This window comes from Paraburkholderia sp. NPDC080076, assembly GCF_050281145.1.
GTDB lineage: Bacteria > Pseudomonadota > Gammaproteobacteria > Burkholderiales > Burkholderiaceae > Paraburkholderia.
Genome location: NZ_JBNNWQ010000006.1, coordinates 114542 through 136599, shown reverse-complemented (window position 1 = coordinate 136599; position 22058 = coordinate 114542). Strand labels below are relative to the sequence as shown.

Genomic DNA, 22058 nt, shown 5'->3' with positions numbered 1-22058 from the left:
GTCCGAGGTTACTCGGACGGGCTCGCTCGGACATGAGTTTCGTAGATCGCAGTATATCGCCCCGAAACCGAACGGACGTGCCTACCCGGTTGCTTACCCCGCCAAAGAGGAAGAATTGTCAGCGGGCAGAGTTCAGCTCTTTCTGGACGTTTTCGCGACAAATGGCGTGGGTATGTGCTGAACCTTCTCGCTCCCGCACTTCGGACAATTTGGATGAGCGGTTTCATGTTCAGCGAGATGTTCGGCATGCTCGAACGTCTCACCGCACTTTTCGCAACGATACTGGTAAGTCGGCATGGCATTCCTCTAACGCGAATCCCGCACGTCGTGCTGTCCAGATACTGCCAGCAATGCGCTGGCAGCATACTAGCCCATTCTAATGCAGAAAACGGCCGCATACGCGGCTCGCCAAGCGCTCATCGTAGGCTCCGCAGGCAACGCCAGCACCCCGTTTACGGCCAGTTGAGTACGCGTCCCAGCCGACGGGTGTTGACGGCATGCTGCTCGTCGCGACGAGCCGTACCCGTCCCACAAGAGACCTTCGCGTTCAGCGGCGCCGATGCTACGTTAATTATCAGACCAGTCGTCGAACTGATGCCGTCGTTTGCGCCAACACCGCGGCGCGAAGCCAACCGATAGCATTGATACGGTGCGCTTCCTTGTGTCCCTAGCCATGCAGGCCGACCTCAGCGGTTACGTGCCGATTGGCGCGATGGCCCCGCACGCGGCAGCATCCGTTGCAACACGTGGTCTCGCAGAACAAGGCGATGGAACAACGCGGCCGCCACGTGCAGACCAATCAGCGCGAACAGCACCCAGGCAAGGATGCCGTGCACATCCCCCATCTCGTGGCCGAAAGCCGAGCCCGGAGCGCTCAGTGCCGGATACGGCACGAGACCCAGCAACCGAACCGTCCAGCCGCGGGAGGACGCGTTGATCCACCCCAACAGCGGCACTAGCACCAGCGTTGCATAGAGCAGAAGATGCGTGACGCGCGAAGCGATGCTGAAAAACGCCGGCAGGTCGTCCGGCGTGGGTCGGTGCGTCAATCGCCAGATCACCCTTAGCAGGATGACGACGATGAGTGTCGAGCCGACACCGAGATGCCAGGCGATCAATCCGACTGGTTGCGTGTCCTTGTGGACGTCGGGCATCGTCCAGCCAATCATGAACTGCATCGCGATCAACAGGACGGTTAGCCAATGGAGCGCCCGCGCGACTGCGTCATATCCCGGACGCGTGCTTTCCTGGAGGTTTGCCACTCTCACTCCTTGGCTTCGACGGAACGTAGTTGCACTTGTAAAACTTCACCTGAGGGCTCTTGATTCGATTGCACACAAATGCGCGCCGCCAAGGTTGAGCAATGCTATCGACTTCAGCTTAAGGAAACCTGATGCCCAACGCGGCGGTCCATCTGACCAACTCTACGGTCGATCGTCGCGGAATGGCCACACGGCCAGAAAGTGACCAATGATCGCAAGCCGGCATCAAATTGGATGCCGTCGAAATTTCGTGGAAGCGCGAGTATTCTCAGCGACGGCGTTCTTGCTGCAAATCTCTCACGTCCTTCCGAACGCCTATTGCGGGAAATAGACATGCGCCTGATAAGTTGTCTGACTGTTGCACTGATTTCATGCCTGCGACTGCCCGTGGCTTTTTGTACAGTTCGACAGTGAAGAAACGGATGTGCGAAGTGATAGCGAGGTGAAGAATTGCTCGGCACGATGTCCGCCGAACAGCGGGTGGCGACGTTCCTGCTGAATCTGTCTGACCGCCTGAGAATGCGCGGGTATTCGCCGGCCGAATTTCACCTGCGCATGACACGCGAGGAAATCGGCAGCTATCTGGGGATCAAGCTCGAAACAGTGAGCCGGATGCTCTCCAAATTTCAGCGCGACGGATTGCTCGATACACACGGCAAGGACATCCGGATTCTCGATCACGAGGGCCTTGTGCGGGTTTGAAGCCGGAATCGGCTCGCATTCCGGCTCGCGGCGGTCAACGCCACCATCATGGAACGGCGTCAGCCATCAAGACCGGCCACGCTATCGGATGACGAGCACGGCCGCACCTGTCAGCCTGCCATCGCGCAGATCGCTCAGCGCCCGATTGGCCTCCGTCAGCGGATAACTCGTCGTTTCAATCTTGAGACGCGTCTCGGCTGCAATTCGCATGAAGGCGAGCCCATCATCGCGGGTCAGATTCGCGACCGACACCACGCGTCGCTCGCCCCACAGAAACGCGTAAGGGAACGACGGAATATCGCTCATGTGAATCCCGCCGCAGACCACCACACCACCCTTCGCAACCGCTTGCAATGCTTGCGGAACGAGCGCACCGATCGGTGCGAAAAGCAATGCCGCATCGAGTTCGTCGGGCGGCGCCTCGTCGCTGCTGCCCGCCCACGCCGCGCCGAGACGCAGCGCGAGTTGCTGGGCTGCGTGATCGCCGGAGCGCGTGAACGCATACACCGTGCGTTGCTGATGACGCGCAACCTGCGCGACGATATGCGCCGCGGCGCCGAAACCGTAGATGCCGATCCGCTGCGCGTTGCCCGCCATGCTCAAGGTGCGATAGCCGATGAGACCGGCGCATAGCAGCGGCGCCGCCTCGATGTCCGTGTACTGCTCCGGCAGATGAAAGCAGTAGCGGCTGTCGGCGACGGTGCGCTCAGCGTAACCGCCGTCGATCGTATAGCCCGTGAAGCCGGGTTCGTCGCACAGATTTTCCCGCGCCGACAGGCAGTAACGGCAATGCCCGCAGGTGTGGCCGACCCACGGCACCCCCACCCGGTCGCCAACGGCGAACCCCGTCACGCCCGCGCCGAGCCTGGCTACCGTGCCGACGATTTCGTGGCCCGGAATGACGGGCCGTTTGGGATGCTCGAGTTCATGGTCCACCAGATGAAGATCGGTGCGACACACGCCGCACGCGTGAATATCGATCAGGATCTGGCCGGGACCGGCGGCGGGGTCGGGCACCTCCTGCTCTCGCAGCGATGCTGCGCTACCGTCGAACACCATTGCACGCATACCGTTCTCCTTGAAACTCCAAGCCGGTTCACACCGGGAAGGACACGACCGCACTCGGCCGCCTCGCCCGGAATTCACTCGCAAAAACGGAAATAACCGCTGTGTAGGAGCATAGGTTTGCCGCCGATCTCGTTGAGCAACTGTCTCGCCGCGTGTTCGATAGGATGCCGGTTCGAGTTGAACGCGCCAATCAGATCATCTTCGCGCAGGGAAGCGGCACCGAAATGATCTTCGAGCGCTTCGGCGGTGATCGCGCACTGGACGCGGACACCATTCACTTCGGCCGGGAACGCGACGACGAGGTCGCGCGCGCAATACTCAGGACATTCTTCGGGGAAATGGATCTTCATGACCATCACCTGGTTCGCTGCGCAGGAAAGGAAGCTGTAACGGGGCGCGCCACCCTTCGAGGCGGTCGGCCTGCGCGACGCCCGCCTGTCACCAGCATAGGAGCTATGCGCGGCACGTCAAATTCGGGCCGTGCATCCAGGTTGACCGAGGTCAATGGCACACGACTCGCCGCCCCTACTGGTGAGCGTTGCGCAACGGAACGGTTTTCGCGTTGCGCCGAGCACGCACCGGGGAGGAGGTACTCGCATGGTTTCGCATTCGAATGCACAAGACGCGGACTAACCTCTTGCTGAAATCAACATCGCGCCGCTGTTCGATGTGATTTGTACTGGTCCTGATTCTTCTGGTCATGGCGCCAATGCTGACCGGATCGCTGCGGACCAATCTTCCAAAGCCGCTCGCAACGGCGTGGGACGCCGCGTTACGAGTCAGGATTTCGCGCCGCCTCACGACCCCAACTCCGCCGGATGAGCGCACGCGAGATTAACGCCAGCTGCATACTGCTGATCCGGGCACGAAACACCGACCACGCCCGTAGTGAGACCGAACCACCACAGTAGCGACAGTCAATCACCGCACCAGCGCGTTTCTCGCAGCCAGCGCGCCCTACATCCCCCAACGCAACGACGGCGTATGGACCGGGCTGTCCCAGTGGCGGGCCATTTCGTCGTCCAGCACACATAACGTAATCGAGGCGCCCGCCATCTCGAGCGAAGTCGTCAGCGCACCCACCTGTGCCCGGCCGACCTTCAGGTCGCGTTGCTGAAGCCACGCGCGCGTCGAGTTGAAGAGCAGGTAAAGCTCGCCAAGCGGTGTTCCACCAAGGCCGTTGATGAGCACCAGCAATTCAGCCCCGGCTTGGGGCTTGAGGTCATCGACGATCGCTTTGAGCAGCTCTCCCGCAATCGCATCGGCGCCTGAGAACTTTGCGCGGCGCCGGCCCGGCTCACCGTGAATGCCCACACCCACTTCGATCTCGTCATCGCCAATCTTGAACGTCAGCGTTCCCGCGGCCGGCACGGTGCAACTGCTGAACGCCACACCCATCGAAGCGGTGCGCTTGTTGATCCGGTCGCCGAACGCCTTGCACTGTTCAAGGTCGGCGCCGCTTTCGGCCATGCTGCCTACCAGCTTCTCAACGATCACCGCGCCAGCTACACCACGCCGCCCGGTCGTGTAGCTGGAGTTTTCCACTGCCACGTCATCGTTGATCAGCACCATCGCGTTTGGGATCTCGGACATCTCCGACGCCATTTCGAAGTTCATCAAGTCACCCGAATAATTCTTCACGATGAATAGCACCCCCGCACCGGTATCGACAGCGTCGGCAGCGGCCATCATCTGATCCGGCGTAGGTGATGTGAAGACTTGACCGGGGCAGGCTGCGTCGAGCATTCCATAGCCCACAAAACCGGAGTGCAACGGCTCATGCCCCGAACCGCCGCCCGATATCAATGCCACTTTGCCCGGTTTAAGCGTCTTACGACGCACGTACACCGGTTCGTTGTTGAGCACGACCAGGTCGCTATGCGCGGATGCAAATCCCGCCAGACTTTCGGCGAGGAAGTCGTCGACGTGGTTGATGAATTTTTTCATGGTCTGGCCTCCTTTCACACCGGGTTGCGCGCCAGATGCGCGCATACGGCGGTGATCATGATCTGACTGGAACGCGCACCGGGGTCGATATGACCGCGCGAGCGTTCGCCCAGAAACGATGCTCGCCCTTTGGTCGCGAGCATATCGCGGGTGGCGAGCATGTTCTGCTCGGCCACCTGCGGCAATTCATCCAGCACTGTTTTTCGCGACGTAAGTGATTCGATGGTCGCAAGCTCCTTGAAGCGCGCGGCAACGGGAATCAGCACGTCCATCATCGTCTTGCTGCCTACGCCCGTCTTACCCCGCTGTCCGACCGCTTCGACGCCCGCCGCAAACATGAGGGCGGTGCCCGTAACATCCAGCGGATTGTTCGCCGATGCTTTCGCCATCCCGTTCAGCAACGAAAAGAACAGCGGCCCGGATGATCCGCCGACCGTCGACAGCACCTTGTTCGCCGCGAGTTCCAACGCGGCCCCTAAGGTTTCCGCTTCGATGTCCGCACGCATTGCAAGCAAGGCCTCCATGCCGCGCAGCAGATTGAAGATGTGATCGCCATCGCCGATCTGCTGGTCGAGTACGGCTATTTCGTCCGTGTGTTCCTTGAGCGCTGCGTATGCGGCGTCGATACACTCCATGACCGTTTTGCCGTTCATGTCGGGATCCTCCTGCCGTCTGCACGGAAATATAAGAGGCTGCGAGCGGGCAGCGAAACGCCCACCGACTGCCCCGGGCTGAAATTGCGCTCGGCCATCGTGGTCGCCACAACCGCAGTTCCTGCGTGCTCTAGAATCAACAGATGACGCAGCGGTGAGTATTCGAGCACCTTCAGGTCGAGTGCGTCGCGTGCATGATGGGTGCCGGGTGAATCACGCGCGTCGCCCTCGTGCAGGACCACGTCTTCAGGACGAATCGCCACGGTCGCGGTGCCGGTCGGCACCGCTGCTGAATCGAACAGCGTTGGCGGCAACAGGTTGATCGGCGGCGAGCCGAGCCGCTGCGCCGCGCTCAATGAAACCGGATTACCGTAGACCTCGCGCGGTGTGCCGAGCTGCACCAGACGGCCGTGTTCAAGAATGCCGATGCGGTCGGCGAGTGTGGTGGCTTCCACCTGATCATGCGTGACATAGAGAATGGTCGCGCCAATCGTACGATGCAGCCGCTTCAGCTCGATACGTAATTCCTCACGCAGTTTTGCATCGAGCGATGACAGCGGTTCATCCATCAGAAACACTTTCGGCTCGCGCACGAGCGCACGCCCGATCGCGACTCGCTGCATTTCGCCGCCGGACAAATGCGTTGCCATGTTGTCGAGCTTCGCTTCCATATGCAGCATCTGCGCGACCGCATGCACGCGCGCGCGGACCTGTTCCTCGCTGCTGCGACGACGTGGCGAGCGCAGCGGAAACGCAAGATTGCCGAACACAGTCAGATGCGGATACAACGAGTATTGCTGAAAGATAAACGCGACATCGCGATCGGAAGGATGCACGCCGGTGGCGACCGCGCCGTCGATCAGCACGTCGCCGGCATCGGGACGTTCCAGTCCCGCGACCAGGCGCAGCGTAGTGGTTTTGCCCGCGCCGCTCGGTCCGAGCAACACGACGAATTCCCCGTCTTTAACCTCGATCGACAGGTCGTCCACCGCAACGATGTTGCCGAAGCGCTTCGATACATTGCGTAGCTGGACTTCAGCCATGAACGTCTCCGTTGACAGAAAGCGTGGAAGCAGCGCCCGGCAGCAGGCGTTCAGTAGCGGCGTCATAAAGCAGCGTGCGTCCTTTCCGAAACGACAGACCGACGATCGTGCCCGCGGCAACACCAGCGTCTTTGCTTGCCCGCACGCGCACGACGCCGAGCGCGGTTTCAACCGCCAACACCTGGTGCGAGCCGAGGTATTCGTCGGCGATCACCTGACCGCGCAGCGGACCGTGCTCGTCGATCATGACGTGCTCCGGTCTGATTCCCAGCAATACGTGCGCGGCAGCGACATCGCAACGCGGTACGGAAACCGACGCGCCATGCAGACTCACCTGCTCCTGTCCTTCCGTAACCGGCTCGTCGACGGGCAAGAAATTCATGGGCGGACTGCCGATGAAGTTGCCGACGAACACTGTCGCGGGGAAGTGATAAATCTCATGGGGCGAGCCCGCCTGCAACACTTCACCTTGATTCATCACGACGATATCGTCCGCCATGGCCATCGCCTCACTCTGATCGTGTGTGACGTACACCGTGGTGGCAGCGAGCGCGTTGTGCAGTTTGCGCAATTCCAGACACATCAGTTCACGAAAGTCCGCGTCGAGCGTGCCGAGCGGTTCGTCCATCAAGAATGCCTTCGGTTGCCGCACGATCGCGCGGCCGAGCGCCACGCGTTGCCGGTCGCCACCGGACAGGCCGCCAGTCTTACGATCGAGAATGTTCTCGATGCGCAGCATATGCGCCGCTGCATCGACCCGGGCAGCAATCTCGCTGCGCGACACGTGTTCGTTCCTCAGTGGAAAAGCGATGTTATTGCGCACCGTCATATGTGGATATAGCGCAAACATCTGGAACACGAAAGCAATATCGCGTTGCCGCGCGCGCAACGCAGTGACATCCTCACCATCGATCAGGATCTGCCCGGAAGTCGGCAGTTCCAGCCCCGCAATCATCCGCAGCGTTGTGGTCTTGCCGCAGCCTGACGGTCCGAGCAGCACGACGAAGCGTCCCGCACCGATGGTCAGGCTGGTGTCACGCACCGCGACAAAATCGTCGAAGCGCTTGTGGAGATGAGCGAGAACGATCGTAGACATGATTCAGCCGGGAAAATGGCTGGTGACGACGAACGCGAGCGCGCCCACCAAAAGGACCGGAAACGACCAGGTGAAGAGCGCCAATGAAAACGGCTGCACAAGCATCGCTACACCTAAGCCGATCAGCACCGTCGATGCACCCTCGCTGTAGCTGCGACGTAACAGCCGGCGGTGCGGCGGAATGACTTCGCGTTTCATTTGCGCACGGCTCCGAAGGTAATGCCCCGCAACAGATGCTTGCGCAGCAGGACGGTGAAAAAGAGAATCGGCAGCACGAATAATGTTGTTGCAGCTGCAACGGCCGGCCAGTCCTGACCGCCTTCTCCGATGATGAATGGAATGAATGGCGGCATGGTCTGCGCATCGCCGCTTGTCAGCAGCGAAGCAAACGCGTATTCGTTCCATGCAAAGATCAGGCAGAAGATCGCTGTAGCGGCAATGCCCGTCATCGCTTGCGGCAACACCACCTTCACGAAGGCCTGCAAACGCGTGTAGCCATCCACTAGCGCAGCCTCTTCGTACTCGCGCGGGATCTCATCCATGAAACCTTTAAGCAGCCACACCGCAAGTGAGACATTCACCGCCGTGTACAGCACAATCATGCCGACATAGCTGTCGCTCAAACCCAGCGCGCGATACATCAGGTAGATCGGAATGGCGACGGCAATGGGCGGCATCATCCGTGTGGAGAGAATAAAGAACAGCAGATCGTCGGACAGCGGCACCTTGAAGCGCGAAAACGCGTATGCCGCCAGCGTGCCGAGAAATACCGCAAGAAACGTCGAGCCAAATCCAATGACAAGCGAATTCATGAAGCGCGGCAAAACTTTCGAAGGTCCGGCGATCACCATGTTGCGCTTGCGCACCTCACGCTCATACCAGGTCCGCGCAGGCGGCAGGCTCGCAATGAACTCGGGTGTCTGCCGCGAGCGGATCGTGAGCAGGTTTACATAGCCTTCCATGGAAGGCTGGAACAGCACGACGGGCGGATATGCTATCGCATCTTCCTGCGTCTTGAAGCTCGTCAGGAAGATCCAGACCATCGGTAACGTAGCAATCAGCGCATACGTGATAACGACCGCAGCCGCGAAGCGCTTGGCGCGCGGAGATGACGCCACCACGGAATGTTGTGTCGTAGTCGGCCTCATCGCTGTTTGATCCGGTTAAGTGCCTTCACGTAAATGTTTGCCGCACCGAATACCGTCACGAAGAGAATGATTGCGAGCGCGGACGAATAACCTGTCTGCCACTTTTCGAACGCGGCACGCTTAAGCGTGATCGATACCGTTTCGGTAACCGAGCCCGGGCCGCCCGATGTCAGCAGGTTCACCATATCGAACATCTTGAAGTTTTCGATGCCGCGAAACAAAACCGCCAGCATCAGGAACGGCATGGTCATGGGCAACGTGATCGACCAGAACTGACGCCACGGCGTCGCGCGGTCCACTTCCGCTGCTTCGTAGATATAGTCGGGAATTGAACGCAGGCCCGCCAGGCAGATGAGCATGACGTACGGTGTCCACATCCACGTATCGACCATCACAATGGTCCACGGCGCGAGCGCTACGTCGCCGATCATCTGGAATGACCCCGGCGCGATGCCGGTGAAGAAGCTGACGATATCGTTGAAAAGCCCCGTCTGCGGTTGCAGCAGGAACGTCCAGAAGTTGCCGACTACCGCAGGCGATAGCATCATCGGCAGCAGGATTAGCGTAGTCCAGAAGCTATGTCCGCGGAACTGCCGGTTGATCAGCAATGCAAGACCGAATCCGAGCAGCACCTCCAACCCGACCGACCAGAACACGAAACGCGCGGTCACCTGCATCGCGTACCAGATATCTTCGTCGGTCAGGATGTCGACATAATTGTCGATACCGACGAAACGCGCCGGCACGCTCGGCATGTTCGACTTGAAGTTGGTGAACGACAGGCGAAGCGCCCAGATCAACGGAAAGATGTTGATCGCAAGAAGCAGCAGAATGGTCGGAAGAATGAAGAGCCACGCGATGGCCCGATCCGACAGTCCACTTAGCCGCTTCGCTATGCGCGTTGACGCTCCCGCTTCGAGACTCGTGGGAGAAAATGGCTTATCTGCCAACATGCCTGGCTCCTTTAAGCGGACCAGAGACAGGCCGTTCAGCCGTCGCCGGTCCAGTCAAGTCCAGCTAAAACCTAATACTTCCCTTCTTGCTTAAAGACCTTGGTCCAGTCTTTCACCAGCAGATCCAACGCATCTTTGGCCGTGCCCTTATCGGCCACGACGTAATCGTGCACACGCTTCTGCATGTCGAGCAACAGTTCGGCATAAGCCGGCTCTGCCCAGAAGTCTTTGACGATTGCCATCGACTTCAGGAACGCGGGTGCGAACGGTGCGCTCTTCGGAAAGTCCGGTGCGTCGACCACTGATTTGGCCGCGGAATAGCCGCCCAGTTGCCACCATTTCTTCTGCACGTCAGGTTGCGCAAACCACTTGATATATTCGAGCGCGTCTTCTTTATGGTCCGAGTACGAGACGACCGAGATGCCCTGCCCGCCCAACTGAGTGTATTGCTTCAGCTCACGCGGATTGACGAAGAAGCCGATTTTGTCGCCACCGACATTCGGGTCTTTATAAAGCCCTGGAAAGAATGCAAACCAGTTCATCTGCATCGCCACCTGACCCGACTTGAACGCGTCGAGCCCTTCCTGCATGTAGGCGTTGGTCATGCCTGGCGCCGTGCAGCACTTATAGAGTGCCTTGTAGTATTCGAGCCCCTTCACCGCGCCCGGCGAGTTCACGAAGCCATCGAGGTGATAGGGCTTCTTGGGATCCTGATACTCAAAGCCGAAGTTGTACAAGGCATTGGTCACGCCCATCGTGATTCCCTCGGATCCACGCTCCGTGAAGATATACACGCCATAGACCGTCTTGCCGTCAATCTTTCGACCCTGGAAGAATTCCGCAGTCTGCTTGAGTTCATCGAGCGTAGTAGGCGGCGCGAGCTCACGGTTGTATTTCTGCTTGAATTCCGCGCGCAGTTCTGGGCGCGCAAACCAGTCCTTGCGGTAAGTCCATCCGACCGCGTCAGCCATCGCAGGTAGGGCCCAATAGTTCGGCGTATTCTTTGGCCACTCCGAATATCCCACCACCGTTGCCGGCACGAAGTCGTTCATAGAGATCTTGTTCTTGGTGAAGAAGTCGTTGAGCTTCACGTAATGTCCATTGACCGCCGCGCCGCCGATCCACTGACTGTCGCCAATGATCAGATCACACAACTTACCGTGCGAATTGAGTTCATTGATGAATCGGTCGGCATAACTGGTCCACGGTACGAACTCGAACTTCATCTTGATGCCGGTCTTGGTCGTGAAATCCTTCGACAGTTCGACCAGTGCATTGGCGGGATCCCATGCCGCCCAGCAGAGTGTCAACTGCTTGTCCTGTGCCTGCGCGCCCGTTGCAGTGCCGAGCCCCAGCGATATGAGGGTTGCCGCCACTACCCTCGCTGACGTTAGACGTACCATGTCTCTTCTCCTTGTCTTTCTCGGGTCTCCAACCTGATGACATTCAGCGCCCATGCGCCGGGCACCGCATTTCGGCTCTGGCAGATCAGAAGTCGATCCGCGTGTCGCGAGCGTCAGGCATGCGCATTCTCACGAAGATAAATCCGGGTCTCCGGCGTGGGGATGGCAAGCGCCCCCCGGACGTCGTTAAGAAAATTAATCGCGGCGAGCCCAGCCCAATGGACAATGCCGCGCACGTCCTGATCGAGTATCACGTCGATCGCACGTTCCGACAGTTGGGTGCGGGTCTCCGCAGTGCATTCGTGGCCAATCAGGACGAGGTGAACCTTGTCGCCGGACTCCTGCAATGCCGCTGCAATGCCGGAAATGCCGCCGCCCGTCACATACACGCCGACCAGGTCCGAATGGCGCGCATTTAAGCCCTGTACGGCAAGGCCGGCGCCATCGTCGTCTTCGGCGAAGTCCGGTTCGGCGATCCAGCGCAGGTTGCGGAAGTCCTCCTCCAACACTTGCGAAAAGCCGGTGCGACGTTCCACCTGGTCATGCAGACGCGACGATCCCGATAGCACGGCAACAGTGCCGAGCTTCGCGCAAAGGAAGCGCCCCATCAGTAGTCCTGCCGTGCGTCCGGCAATCCTGTTGTCGACACCCACGTACGCGGCGCGCCGGCTTGCGGGTAAATCGGAGAACACTGTGACGACTGGCACGTGAGCATCGCTCATCTCTTCGATGAAACGCTCAACCCACGGATAGTCGAGAGGTGCGAGAACCAGCGCGTCGTAGTCGATCACTTCAGCGGCGAATGCCGCGGTCTCGCGTTGGCTGGAAAAATCGCAGCGGTAAAACGAAGGCGTTATGCGATGCTCGCGAAAGAAGCTGGCCGACAGCGCAATATCTCGCTCGACGTGATCGAGAAAGCGGGAGTTCACTTGCGGCAGCACGAACGCGACTCGGAACGAGCTGACCTTTGCGGGCCGGCCGCGGCTCGCCCGCTCATCACGCAGATTCGCGAGTGCAAGATGCACGCGTTCGGCAGTTTCCGGACGCACAGCCTGATCGTCGCGCAGGACACGATCGACCGTGGCCACGCTGACGCCAGCCCGACGCGCAATCATCGTACGAGTAGCCGGCATGGGTCTCCTCCGGTGCCGAGCGAAGAATTGTTTTGTTTTACTGAAGGTAGTTTTTTCTAAAAAAAATGCAAGCTTTTTCTCCAAGGAAAAAGCGTCATTGCTTTGATGAACAGAGCGACCCTTGATAGGGCTGCGAGCGCAAGGGACGGCGCAGCGGGCACGGGATCGCGAATCGCACTGAGAGTTGACGGCGTGCGGCGGCGCCTGGCGCCCGAAGAGAGAATCCCGGCCGACTAGCTACGGTCCGCGGTTTGTAGTTGATCTTCGCAGGCACCCACGACGCTTGAACGGTGGTGCACGAGGAATTTGAAGTCATCGTTTACCGCGTTGAACGCAGCGACTCCATTGGGAGATTGGGGGTGACGTCGGGCGGCGAGCGAGTTCTGAAGCAATGAAGTGCTCGCGTGTGCCTTGGGTCGCACAAATGGAAACGGCCATTTACCGACCCAGGTCTATTCACAATTCATTAGCCGGAGCGATCCGCCTCGGCCGTCCCACGCTCACGACACCGCCAAACACATACCTTTGCTGCGACGGATTGTTACGGCTGTGCGCCGTTTCGGCTCGATAGATGAGCGACGGCTTTCCGGGCAGCACTGCGGGCGGCGATTAACCTCGAGGGGCATTCCGCGCGTGTGACATTGGCGGCCACACTGTCGCCGCGCAGCGGCCCGCCTCGATGCGGGACCGCTACCCGTGCTTCGATCCGACGACGTCCAGCACCTCCGACGACGGCGCGGGTGTCGCGGTCAGTGCAGCCGCCGGCGCTGCTTCAGACCAAACCAACCCATTCAACCTTCGTTCGGATCATATGGCGACGCCCGGTTTTCAAGCTTCCATTTCTTCTCAGCTTCCGTATCAGGCCGAGGTGGTCGAATGCCGTCGATCAACCACAGTTCTCGCGGCGTTTCGCCGACGTGCAACTCGTAGTGATAGCCCCGATCCTGGACGAATGGCGCAATCGCAGCGTTCGCCTTGCGCAGCCAGGACGCGGTCCACTCGACGTCCTTGGAAATGTGTCTGGCGAATTGGTCTAATCTGATTCTGACAAAGTCGCTTCGCGGCTCACCCCCCATGAAGAAGGAGTCTTTCGGCTGTTCATGAAACAGAACCCCTACGTAGAAGCGAGGAATGATGTAAATGTCGGCGATTCGCTTGGCCATTTCCTGCTTGTCATCTGCCGTGTAGGCGCCGACCGGATGATAGATGTTCCACAAAGGCATTTTTGTCTCCATGCATCAATAGATGCCGCGTTTCTTAAGTCAGAACATCTAAGTCTCTTGCGAGAAGTGATGAATTTGACATCAGTGAGGCGGCGGTATCGGTAGCCCAGGGATAGGCTACCGGTTAAAACCATTGCTCCTCACAGCGCAGCGTTCTTAGGGAAGGCGATCCCGCTCGGCACCGTAGCACGCTCTTACCCCGTTGTATTGGCGACCGGGAAGGCCGAGTATGCTGCGAGCCTCGTCAGGCGTTGCCACGTCTGCGCCGATACTTTTGACGATAGCTACCGCACGTTTAACCAGTGCCGCGTTGCCCGGTGCCAGTTCGCCTTTGGCAAGATAAAGATTGTCCTCGAGACCGACGCGGACATGGCCGCCAAGAATCACGCTTTGCGCCACGATCGGAAATTGGGCGCGCGAGATGCCGAACGCCGACCAATGCGCATTCTCGGGCAGATACCGCTTCATCTGAAGAAGGCTCTCGGTGTCGGCGGAGGCTCCCCATGGAACACCAAGACACAACTGGAACAGCGGAGCCTGAAGAATCCCCTGCGTTTCGATCAGGTGGCGCGCGAGGCGCACGTGCCCGAGATCGAATACCTCGATTTCCGGCTTCACGCCTGCTTCCTCAATCAAGGTTGCCATTTTGACGAGATGGTCGGGCACGTTGACGAATGCGCGATTGCCGAAGTTCATGGTCGCTACGTCCAGAGTGCAGATTTCTGGACGCAACTCGAGCACATGTTGGACGCGGGCCTCGGGCGTCATCATCGTACTCAATTCACTTCCCCGGTTCGGGTCTTCGTCGCTCGGAACGAAACGTGCACCCGGGCCCGTCGTCAGATTGATCAATATCGGGCACCCACCACCGCGGATACGGGAAACGACTTCTTTGTAGAGCGACAGCTCAGTGCTTGGAACGCCAGTCCTGGGGTCACGAACATGGATGTGCGCGATGCTCGCACCGGCCTCACATGCAGCAATCGCCTCATTGGCGATTTGCTCGGGCGTCACGGGCACTGCAGGGCTCAGCCGCGGGGTATCGTCGCTTCCAGTTATCGCGCAACTGATAATCGTCTTGTTCATCATAGTGTTCGGTCAAAGGGAAAGAGGAACGAGGCGCCACAATCGCGCCCTTCGTCATGGAGCAGCGTCAGGCTCCCCGTTCAAGCGGCCCGTGCAGGGCCGAACGGTGCCGCCCCGACGGGGGCAACCCTGATCAGCTTCTTGTTGACGAACTCGTCGAAGCCCAACTGAGACAGCTCCCGGCCAAAACCTGAACGCTTGACGCCACCGAATGGCAGTTCCGCCGCCGTGCCGAACGGCTGATTGACGAACACCATGCCGCTGTCGATCTGCGCGGCGACCCGCTCGCCGCGTTCGGTATCCGCGGTGAACACCGACGCGCCGAGACCGAATGGCGTGCCATTGGCGAGTGCGATCGCGGCGGCTTCGTCCTCGACGACGTGGAAAGCGGCGACCGGGCCGAACAGTTCTTCGGCAAATACCGGGTTTTTCGGCGCGATGTCGGTTAGAACAGTCGGTTGCAAGTAGAAACCCGGGCGCTGGACGCGCTTGCCGCCACATGCGATGCGCGCGCCGTGCAATGTCGCGCGATCGATCTGCGCAAGCAGCAGATTCAGCGCGCGCTCGGATGCTACCGGGGCGACGGCGGTCGCCGGATCGGCCGGATCACCGGTCTCGAGCGCTGCCATCCGCTTCGCGAAGCCTTCGAGGAATGCGTCGCCGCGTGCCTTGCCGACCACGATGATGCGCTTGGAGCTGACGCATAGTTGACCTGAATTGAACATGCGGCCCGCGACCGCGCTCTGGATCGCCCAGTCGAGCGGCGCATCCTCGAGTACGATAAACGGATCGCTGCCGCCCAGTTCGAGCACGACTTTCTTCAGATTGCGGCCGGCACGCTCGGCGACGGCGGCGCCGGCGCGCTCGCTGCCCGTCAGCGTCACACCCTGGACGCGCGGATCGTCGATGACGCGCCCGGCCTGCTCGATCGAGATGAACAGATTCGTATATACGCCTTCGGGCGCACCCGCTTCCTCGAACAGTCGCGCGAAGGCCAATGCCGATTGCGGCACGTTTTCGGCGTGCTTGAGCAGCAGGACGTTACCCACCATCAGTTGGGGCCCGGCCACTCGCGCAATCTGGTAGTACGGTAAATTCCACGGCTCGATGCCGAGCAGCACACCGACCGGCTCAATGTGCACCGCCGCGCCGGGCGCTTCTGCAAGCGGCCGGGGCTGCAGATAGGTTTGTGCGTGCTTCGCGTAGTAGTCGAGAATGCTGGCCGCCGATTCGACTTCCCTAAGCGCTTCACCGCTGCGTTTGCCCATTTCCAGCGTCAGATAGCCGGCGTATTCGACAGCCTTTTCCCGCAACAGCGCCGCGGCGCGCGACACAATGCGCGCCCGATCGCTGACCGGACGGCGGCGCCAATCGGTTTCAAAAGCGCGATGCGCGGCAGCGAGCTTCGCTTCGAGCAATTGGTCGGATATGTCGTCGTAGGTGGCGAGCAGTTCGCCGGTAGCAGGATTGACAGTCGTGTACGGCATGGAGTTCTCCGCAAAAAGGTTGGCATTGAGTCACCGCATTGACTAATGTTAACGCCGTTATCTCACCTTCCGACTAAATTTTTTGACCAGGAATAACCCTCATTGAACTTGATGTTAACGGTGTTACTATGATCATGTATTTTTTAAATTGAGGAAGCGAAATGGCAAAGGGATATTGGGTGGCAGCGTATCGGGAGGTCCATGACGCAAGCAAACTCGCGGCATACGGCGTCCTCGCGACACAGGTGGTGAAGGCAGCCGGCGGGAAATTCCTGGTGCGAGGCGGCGAGGTCGTTGCGTTCCAGGCGGGTCTCAAGGAACGGACCGTCGTGGTCGAATTTCCGAGCTTCGAACAGGCTCTTGCCACGTTTCAGAGCGAGGCTTATCAGAAAGCGTTGGCCGTACTGGCGGACGGAGCGGAAAGGGACGCGCGCGTCGTCGCAGGCGTCGACGACTGAGAGGCTCGTTGGAGGCCAACGAGGCCGAGTGCACTGTATGACAGCGCGAGCGTTGTTCACTCTGGGGCCGCCAGCAGTCCATCACACTCCTGATGTCCAGGCTATCTGAGCGTTGAAGTGCTTCGCGATGCACTGACCGGACCAACCTCAGGTCTTGACGGGCACACGTATATCGAATCGATCGTGCCATTCTGTTGTCGTTCGGTATGCTACCGATATCGCATCACAGACTGCATTACGACGTTCGAATAGTCGAACCCCGTCTCGGGTCTCGCCGTAGTCTGATTGTCTTTGCTGCGACAAAGAAACGAACCTCTCCAGTCCTTCCTTTTTCGGCCAGGGAAAACGCTGGCAACAGAACAACACTCTTATGTTATGCTTGTTAACATATAAATCGAAAAACACTTGAACCTGACGAAATGGAGCAAGAATGGACGAAGCAATTGTTCTGAAAGAACTCAAAGGTCATGTGACGGTTCTTACGATGAACCGTCGCCCACATAACCTGATGGGTCCGACGCTGTATCGCGCGCTACTCGAAGAATTCGACGAAGCGGTGAAACGCGGCTCGCGCGCGATCCTGCTGCGCAGCGGTCTGCGGCACTTCTCGGCCGGTGCCGAAGTCTCGCTTTTCCCGGATCGCATTGCCAGGCAGGGCAAGGCGCTGATGGATCCGCTCGAGGTGCTTCGCGGCTTCGAGACACTACCGATCCCGATCGTCGTCGCGGTGAACGGTACATGCCTTGGCGGCGGCTTTGAAGTGGCGCTCGCCTGCGACTTCAGCGTGGTCGCCGAATCGGCCAAGATCGGGTCAGTCGAGGTCGCGCTCGGCCTGCATCCGCTGCTCGGCGGCATCCAGCGTCAGGTGATGCGGGCCGGCCCAGCGCGTGCAAAAGAGCTCGCGATGCTCGGCCGCCGTTACGACGCGGCAACGCTCGAACGCTGGGGCCTGATCAATCTCGTCGTGCCCGACGACAAACTCGATGAAGTCGCGCTGTCGGTTGCGCAGGAACTGGCGGCCGGCCCGACCGTCGCGCATGCCGCGACCAAGCAGCTCGTACGGGTCGCGGTCAACGAGGGTGTCGCTGCCGCCGACGAAGCGATGTTCGAAGTGCAGAAGCCGATCTGGGCGTCGCAAGATCTCAAGCGTGGGCTTGAGGCCTTCGATACCGCCGGCCCCGGCACCGCCACTTTCGAAGGGAATTGACATGGCCGGACCACTCGAAGGAATCAAAGTCGTCGATTTTTCGCGGGTGCTGGCAGGTCCGCTGTGCGCCCGGACGCTGGCCGATCTCGGCGCCGACGTTATCAAGATCGAGCCGCCGCGGCCCGATGTGTCGCGTGCCGCATTCCCGAATCGCGACGGCATGTCGGGCTACTACGCGCAGCAAAATAGCGGCAAACGCAACGTCAGCATCGATCTGAACGCGCCTCACGCACGAGAGCTTGTACTACGCCTGTGCGACGAGGCGGACATCATCGTAGAGAATTTTCGGGCCGGCACGCTCAAAGGGTTTGGACTCGACTACGAGACGCTCGCGAGGCGCAATCCAAAGCTGGTCTACGTCTCCATCACCGGATACGGCCAGCGCGGCCCCTGGGCCTCGCGCATGGCCTACGCGCCGACAGTGCAGGCTGAAACGGGATTCACGCACAACACATTGCGCCATTTCGACAGCGCGGGTGACGGCCCCAGGTGGACCGATCCCCTGTCGCACGCGGACGTCTATGCTGGCCTGCAAGCGACGATCGCCGTGCTCGCAGCAATGCGCAAACGTGAAGTAACGGGGCGCGGCCAATACATCGACGTCGCGATGGCTGCCGTGATGCTGTCGATCAACGAACGCGCTCACCTCGATCTCGCGGGTGTCGATACCGGTGCAGAGCCAGGCATTCTCGGCGCCGCCGACGGCCCGCATTTTGTCGGCCCCGGCGGCGAAGAGTTCGTGGCAGCGCAAAGCATCATCGGCAGCAACACGTTTCCGAATTACTTGCGCGCCATGCGCCGTATTGACCTTGCGCAGGATCCACGCTTCAGGACCGCTGAGCGCCGCCTGCAGAACTACAAGGCACTGCACGCAGTGATCCAGACGTGGATGCTCTCGTTCCGCGATCTCAGGACGCTCGATGCGCAGCTCGACGAGGCCAAGATCGCGATAGGCCAGATCCGTACGCTGAAGGAATTGGCAGAGACCGATTGGGCGAAGCAGTGGGGTGCTGTGCACGAGGTCCCGGATCGCCGCGGCGGTTCGTATCTCATCCACGGCTATCCATGGCGCTTTTCCGATGACGAGCTTGGAATGCGCAGCGCACCGGCATTTCGCGGCGAACACAACGAGCAGGTGTTCCGCGGTGCGGGCTTGTCGGAGGGCGAGGTTCGCCGGGCGATTGATGCGGGCATTCTGGTCGGCGGCCCGCCACCGTCCGCGAAGGAGATCGACGCCGCTGTTGTTGCGGAAGCACGGGCCAACTAAATGCAACCACGTGTCGCGGCGCGCTAACGGGCTGTAGCCCGTGCGCAAGCGCTGTCGCGACTGTTGCACGTGACAGGCGGCGTCTTGCATTGACACGCCACCGTCGCGAGCGGTCGATTGCGCTGGAGTGAAACATGATCGTTACGATAGATGAGACCCACGACGCAGCGGCGCTCAGTTGGGTTGCAAGCGCCAATACGCTGGAAACCGATTTCCCCTTGCAGAACCTTCCTCTCGGCGTATTTCGTACAGAGGCAAACCTTATGCCGCGAATCGGTGTGCGCATCGGCGATGCTGTTCTCGATGTGCATCGATTGCTCGAGGCGGACGCAATTGAGCTGCATTCGCCCGAAGACGACGCACTGCGGCAGAACACCTTGAATGCATGGATGGCGTTGGGACGGGCGTCTTCGTCGGCATTGCGGCGCAAACTGTTTGCGCTGCTGCATTCGTCCACGGAAGGGGCGGTTCGCGAGACCGTGTCGAATTGTCTGGTGCCCGCGAGCGCATGCACGATGATGTTGCCATCGCAGATTGGAGATTTCACCGACTTTTATACGTCGATTTATCACGCGAGACGGGCCGGCGAACTCGTGAGGCCGGACGCACCCGTCCATCCCAACTTCAGAAGCATGCCGATTGCCTATCACGGACGAGCGTCGTCGGTGACGGTCAGCGGTGAGCCATGCCGTCGGCCACTCGGACAAACCAGTGCGACGAGTGGATATCGGCCGACGACCAAGCTCGATTTCGAGCTCGAAGTCGGCTTTTACGTGGGCGGGAACACGCATGCGATGAAGCGGTTGTCCGTCGACTCCGCTGAAAATCACCTGTTCGGTCTCTGCCTTGTCAACGACTGGTCCGCGCGGGACATCCAGCGCTGGGAAAGCGCACCGCTGGGTCCCTTTCTGGCGAAGAGCTTTATGACCAGTGCGTCGCCATGGGTGGTCACAGCAGAGGCGATTGCGCCATTCAGGGTTGCCGCGCCAATACGTGGCGCCGACGCGCCGCCGCTTGCGGCACACCTTACGTCGGCTTCCCACATAGCCTCGGCAGCCATCGACATCTCCCTGCGCGCCACGCTGCAAAGCCGAAGCATGAGGCAGGCGGGCATAGCCGGCGTCTATATGGCGAACCCCAACTTCAAAGATCAGTACTGGTCCGTATCGCAAATGCTGACCCACCACGCCAGTAACGGGTGTCCGTTGCGCAGCGGTGATCTGATTTCGAGCGGCACCGTATCGGGACCCGAGCGCGCTGACAGCGGATGTTTGCTGGAGCGGACCCGCGACGGGCGGGAACCGATCACTCTGCCGACGGGCGAAGTGCGAACGTATCTCGAAGACGGGGACACCGTCTCTTTCTCCGGCCGATGCAGGCGGGCAGGTTTCAGGACGATCGGCTTCGGAGTGTGCGTCGCAGAAGTGAACGGCGACCTTTGATAACCGCAGTGCGCCTCGTATTACCGGTATCAACACAACACGTCGGAGGACCGAATGGAAGTGGTGAAGCAAGCCTGTGTAGACGGGTCATCATCAGATGACAACGCCCTCCTGCGGAAAGCCTACGCTTCGGCGCAATGGAGAATACTGCCGATATTGTTTGGCCTATGGATGCTGGCGTGGGTCGGTCGTTCGAACGTTGCTTTTGCGAAGTTGCAGATGGTCGTGGATCTGCGATTCAGCGAAACGGTATATGGATTGGGCGCCGGGCTTTTCTTCGTCGGCTATGTGCTGTTCGGCGTGCCTACGACCATGTTGCAAAAAAAGTTCGGTGCACGCGCTGTGCTTGCCGGTGTCGCCGGCGGCTGGGGCATGACGAGTGTTGCGATGACGTTCGTCAATAGCGCACCGACGTTCTACGCGTTGAGGTTCCTGCTCGGTGTATTCGAGGCCGGGTTCTACCCAGGTGTAGTGTTGTACTTCAATGCGTGGTTCCCGGGGACAAGGCGTACCCGCAATTTCAGTATTTTCCACTCCGGGTCGCTCTTCTCGACCGTCATGATTGGCTTGACGGGGGGATTCGTGCTCCAGCACTTAAACGGACTGGCCGGCTTTCAGGGCTGGCGATGGATGTTCTTCACTCAAGCTATCCCGACGATCGTGTTGGCGTGCGTCGCGTTCGCGATACTTCCGGATCTGCCCGGCGGCGCGAAGTGGCTTTCGGCGCGACAGCGTGAACTCATCGAGGACGATCTCAGGAAGAATGCCGAAACGATGGACGACATCGGCGTAGACGAGCGTCCCCTGTTACTCAACCCCGCTGTCTGGATCCTGAGCGCCGCTTACTTCTGCCTCCTTGCCGCCACCGCGGCACTGTTTTTCTTCTCCCCGACGATACTGCGTGAGGCGGGATTCGGCGGGTACAATGAGATTGGCCGTGCAGTTGCCGGTGCCTGCATTCTGGGGGCACTGGGCAATGTGCTCATCTGCAGCATCGGGGGCGCCCCGCATCGCCGCCGGCTCTTCTGTGCGCTGGCGTCGGTCTTTACTACGGTAAGCCTCTCGGCGCTGGTTTTTGTTTGGCACAGTAGTACCACCGCGACTTTCTTCCTGCTTGTTCTTGGCTTCGCGGGAACGGGAGCTGGCATAACGCTCTTCTGGCAGATGTCTGTCGGCCTGCTCAGCGGTAAGTCGCTGATCGTTGGCGTGCCGTTAATCAGTTCCGTCGCCAATGTCGCTGGCTTCGTTACGCCCTTTGTGATCGGGTATGTTCGCGACGCAACGGGAACTTATGCGAGTGGATTCATCATGGTGGCCTGTGTCCAGGCACTTGGCGTCGTTGTTCTTCTGTTCGGCGTGCAGCGCATTGCCAGGAGGCGATCGCCGGTTGGCGATATATCGGTTAAAAGTGCAACGTGATTAGTCGATGCCGACGTGGGGCCGCGGCAAGTACCCGCGTTTTGCACCGAAAAGCCGTTCC

General features: G+C 59.9%; 21 protein-coding genes and 1 pseudogene. 6 read left to right on the top strand and 16 right to left on the bottom strand.

The window, feature by feature from the left end; translation table 11 throughout:
- Positions 1-132: 132 nt before the first annotated feature.
- Entirely contained in the window at positions 133-297 is a 165-nt protein-coding gene (locus ACQKRQ_RS24480; RefSeq protein ID WP_427479961.1) for an FmdB family zinc ribbon protein, read from the bottom strand.
- A 389-nt stretch (positions 298-686) separates the two neighbouring features.
- Positions 687-1262: a cytochrome b gene (locus tag ACQKRQ_RS24475; RefSeq protein ID WP_427479959.1), complete on the bottom strand. Its 576-nt coding sequence runs from the start codon at positions 1260-1262 to the stop codon at positions 687-689.
- 450 nt (positions 1263-1712) lie between these two features.
- Between ACQKRQ_RS24475 and ACQKRQ_RS24470 the strand changes: the two are divergent.
- A pseudogene (locus tag ACQKRQ_RS24470) lies at positions 1713-1964 on the top strand (helix-turn-helix domain-containing protein); the annotation flags it as partial.
- An 81-nt stretch (positions 1965-2045) separates the two neighbouring features.
- On the opposite strand, the gene ACQKRQ_RS24465 reads toward ACQKRQ_RS24470, so the two are convergent.
- The 14 genes from ACQKRQ_RS24465 to ACQKRQ_RS24400 form a co-directional block, all read right to left on the bottom strand.
- Entirely contained in the window at positions 2046-3032 is a 987-nt protein-coding gene (locus ACQKRQ_RS24465; RefSeq protein ID WP_427479957.1) for a zinc-dependent alcohol dehydrogenase family protein, read from the bottom strand.
- 74 nt (positions 3033-3106) lie between these two features.
- The gene (locus tag ACQKRQ_RS24460; RefSeq protein ID WP_132379656.1) at positions 3107-3391 is read right to left on the bottom strand and encodes a DUF1488 domain-containing protein; all 285 of its coding nucleotides are present in this window, start codon (positions 3389-3391) and stop codon (positions 3107-3109) included.
- Positions 3392-3989: 598 nt separating this feature from the next.
- Positions 3990-4979, bottom strand: coding sequence for a dihydroxyacetone kinase subunit DhaK (dhaK, locus tag ACQKRQ_RS24455; RefSeq protein WP_132379658.1), 990 nt, complete (start codon positions 4977-4979; stop codon positions 3990-3992).
- 14 nt (positions 4980-4993) lie between these two features.
- Positions 4994-5632: a dihydroxyacetone kinase subunit DhaL gene (dhaL, locus tag ACQKRQ_RS24450; RefSeq protein WP_427479954.1), complete on the bottom strand. Its 639-nt coding sequence runs from the start codon at positions 5630-5632 to the stop codon at positions 4994-4996.
- Positions 5629-6675, bottom strand: a complete 1047-nt coding sequence (locus ACQKRQ_RS24445; RefSeq protein WP_132379662.1) for an ABC transporter ATP-binding protein — start codon at positions 6673-6675, stop codon at positions 5629-5631. The genes dhaL and ACQKRQ_RS24445 overlap by 4 nt, the downstream gene beginning before the upstream one ends.
- Positions 6668-7771, bottom strand: a complete 1104-nt coding sequence (locus tag ACQKRQ_RS24440; RefSeq protein ID WP_427479952.1) for an ABC transporter ATP-binding protein — start codon at positions 7769-7771, stop codon at positions 6668-6670. Before ACQKRQ_RS24440 ends, ACQKRQ_RS24445 begins: the two co-directional genes overlap by 8 nt.
- 3 nt (positions 7772-7774) lie before the next feature.
- Positions 7775-7969 carry a hypothetical protein gene (locus ACQKRQ_RS24435; protein ID WP_427479950.1) on the bottom strand — a complete coding sequence of 65 codons (195 nt, stop codon included), beginning with the start codon at positions 7967-7969 and terminating at the stop codon, positions 7775-7777.
- Complete coding sequence (locus tag ACQKRQ_RS24430) at positions 7966-8919, bottom strand: carbohydrate ABC transporter permease (protein WP_132379668.1); 954 nt, start codon at positions 8917-8919, stop codon at positions 7966-7968. Before ACQKRQ_RS24430 ends, ACQKRQ_RS24435 begins: the two co-directional genes overlap by 4 nt.
- Positions 8916-9872 carry a carbohydrate ABC transporter permease gene (locus ACQKRQ_RS24425; protein ID WP_132379670.1) on the bottom strand — a complete coding sequence of 319 codons (957 nt, stop codon included), beginning with the start codon at positions 9870-9872 and terminating at the stop codon, positions 8916-8918. Before ACQKRQ_RS24425 ends, ACQKRQ_RS24430 begins: the two co-directional genes overlap by 4 nt.
- 71 nt (positions 9873-9943) lie before the next feature.
- Positions 9944-11275, bottom strand: coding sequence for an ABC transporter substrate-binding protein (locus tag ACQKRQ_RS24420; protein ID WP_132379672.1), 1332 nt, complete (start codon positions 11273-11275; stop codon positions 9944-9946).
- Between the two features lie 113 nt (positions 11276-11388).
- Complete coding sequence (locus ACQKRQ_RS24415; RefSeq protein WP_427480288.1) at positions 11389-12408, bottom strand: LacI family DNA-binding transcriptional regulator; 1020 nt, start codon at positions 12406-12408, stop codon at positions 11389-11391.
- A 791-nt stretch (positions 12409-13199) separates the two neighbouring features.
- Positions 13200-13631: a tautomerase family protein gene (locus ACQKRQ_RS24410; RefSeq protein WP_132379674.1), complete on the bottom strand. Its 432-nt coding sequence runs from the start codon at positions 13629-13631 to the stop codon at positions 13200-13202.
- A 156-nt stretch (positions 13632-13787) separates the two neighbouring features.
- Complete coding sequence (locus ACQKRQ_RS24405) at positions 13788-14720, bottom strand: 3-keto-5-aminohexanoate cleavage protein (RefSeq protein ID WP_427479947.1); 933 nt, start codon at positions 14718-14720, stop codon at positions 13788-13790.
- A 77-nt stretch (positions 14721-14797) separates the two neighbouring features.
- On the bottom strand, positions 14798-16204 hold the full coding sequence (locus tag ACQKRQ_RS24400) for an NAD-dependent succinate-semialdehyde dehydrogenase (protein WP_427479945.1): 1407 nt from the start codon (positions 16202-16204) through the stop codon (positions 14798-14800).
- 161 nt (positions 16205-16365) lie between these two features.
- Here ACQKRQ_RS24400 and ACQKRQ_RS24395 point away from each other — a divergent pair, with 161 nt between their 5' ends.
- The 5 genes from ACQKRQ_RS24395 to ACQKRQ_RS24375 all read left to right on the top strand — a co-directional run bounded on the left by ACQKRQ_RS24395 (position 16366) and on the right by ACQKRQ_RS24375 (position 21997).
- A complete protein-coding gene (locus tag ACQKRQ_RS24395; RefSeq protein ID WP_427479943.1) occupies positions 16366-16662 on the top strand; it encodes a DUF1330 domain-containing protein in 297 nt (98 codons plus the stop codon).
- 430 nt (positions 16663-17092) lie between these two features.
- Positions 17093-17869, top strand: a complete 777-nt coding sequence (locus ACQKRQ_RS24390) for an enoyl-CoA hydratase/isomerase family protein (protein ID WP_408319526.1) — start codon at positions 17093-17095, stop codon at positions 17867-17869.
- A gap of 1 nt (position 17870) precedes the next feature.
- A complete protein-coding gene (locus tag ACQKRQ_RS24385; RefSeq protein WP_427479941.1) occupies positions 17871-19136 on the top strand; it encodes a CaiB/BaiF CoA transferase family protein in 1266 nt (421 codons plus the stop codon).
- 134 nt (positions 19137-19270) lie between these two features.
- Positions 19271-20578, top strand: coding sequence for a fumarylacetoacetase (gene fahA, locus ACQKRQ_RS24380; protein ID WP_427479939.1), 1308 nt, complete (start codon positions 19271-19273; stop codon positions 20576-20578).
- Positions 20579-20632: 54 nt separating this feature from the next.
- Positions 20633-21997: an MFS transporter gene (locus tag ACQKRQ_RS24375; protein WP_427479937.1), complete on the top strand. Its 1365-nt coding sequence runs from the start codon at positions 20633-20635 to the stop codon at positions 21995-21997.
- Positions 21998-22058: the final 61 nt, after the last annotated feature.

Excerpts from the sequence above, each read along its gene's own strand:
- ACQKRQ_RS24480 (WP_427479961.1), bottom strand. The coding sequence starts at position 297 with ATGCCGACTTACCAGTATCGTTGCGAAAAGTGCGGTGAGACGTTCGAG.
- ACQKRQ_RS24465 (WP_427479957.1), bottom strand. The coding sequence starts at position 3,032 with ATGCGTGCAATGGTGTTCGACGGTAGCGCAGCATCGCTGCGAGAGCAG.
- dhaK (WP_132379658.1), bottom strand. The coding sequence starts at position 4,979 with ATGAAAAAATTCATCAACCACGTCGACGACTTCCTCGCCGAAAGTCTG.
- dhaL (WP_427479954.1), bottom strand. The coding sequence starts at position 5,632 with ATGAACGGCAAAACGGTCATGGAGTGTATCGACGCCGCATACGCAGCG.
- ACQKRQ_RS24445 (WP_132379662.1), bottom strand. The coding sequence starts at position 6,675 with ATGGCTGAAGTCCAGCTACGCAATGTATCGAAGCGCTTCGGCAACATC.
- ACQKRQ_RS24440 (WP_427479952.1), bottom strand. The coding sequence starts at position 7,771 with ATGTCTACGATCGTTCTCGCTCATCTCCACAAGCGCTTCGACGATTTT.
- ACQKRQ_RS24435 (WP_427479950.1), bottom strand. The coding sequence starts at position 7,969 with ATGAAACGCGAAGTCATTCCGCCGCACCGCCGGCTGTTACGTCGCAGC.
- ACQKRQ_RS24430 (WP_132379668.1), bottom strand. The coding sequence starts at position 8,919 with ATGAGGCCGACTACGACACAACATTCCGTGGTGGCGTCATCTCCGCGC.
- ACQKRQ_RS24425 (WP_132379670.1), bottom strand. The coding sequence starts at position 9,872 with ATGTTGGCAGATAAGCCATTTTCTCCCACGAGTCTCGAAGCGGGAGCG.
- ACQKRQ_RS24420 (WP_132379672.1), bottom strand. The coding sequence starts at position 11,275 with ATGGTACGTCTAACGTCAGCGAGGGTAGTGGCGGCAACCCTCATATCG.
- ACQKRQ_RS24415 (WP_427480288.1), bottom strand. The coding sequence starts at position 12,408 with ATGCCGGCTACTCGTACGATGATTGCGCGTCGGGCTGGCGTCAGCGTG.
- ACQKRQ_RS24410 (WP_132379674.1), bottom strand. The coding sequence starts at position 13,631 with ATGCCTTTGTGGAACATCTATCATCCGGTCGGCGCCTACACGGCAGAT.
- ACQKRQ_RS24405 (WP_427479947.1), bottom strand. The coding sequence starts at position 14,720 with ATGATGAACAAGACGATTATCAGTTGCGCGATAACTGGAAGCGACGAT.
- ACQKRQ_RS24400 (WP_427479945.1), bottom strand. The coding sequence starts at position 16,204 with ATGCCGTACACGACTGTCAATCCTGCTACCGGCGAACTGCTCGCCACC.
- ACQKRQ_RS24395 (WP_427479943.1), top strand. The coding sequence starts at position 16,366 with ATGGCAAAGGGATATTGGGTGGCAGCGTATCGGGAGGTCCATGACGCA.
- ACQKRQ_RS24390 (WP_408319526.1), top strand. The coding sequence starts at position 17,093 with ATGGACGAAGCAATTGTTCTGAAAGAACTCAAAGGTCATGTGACGGTT.
- ACQKRQ_RS24385 (WP_427479941.1), top strand. The coding sequence starts at position 17,871 with ATGGCCGGACCACTCGAAGGAATCAAAGTCGTCGATTTTTCGCGGGTG.
- fahA (WP_427479939.1), top strand. The coding sequence starts at position 19,271 with ATGATCGTTACGATAGATGAGACCCACGACGCAGCGGCGCTCAGTTGG.
- ACQKRQ_RS24375 (WP_427479937.1), top strand. The coding sequence starts at position 20,633 with ATGGAAGTGGTGAAGCAAGCCTGTGTAGACGGGTCATCATCAGATGAC.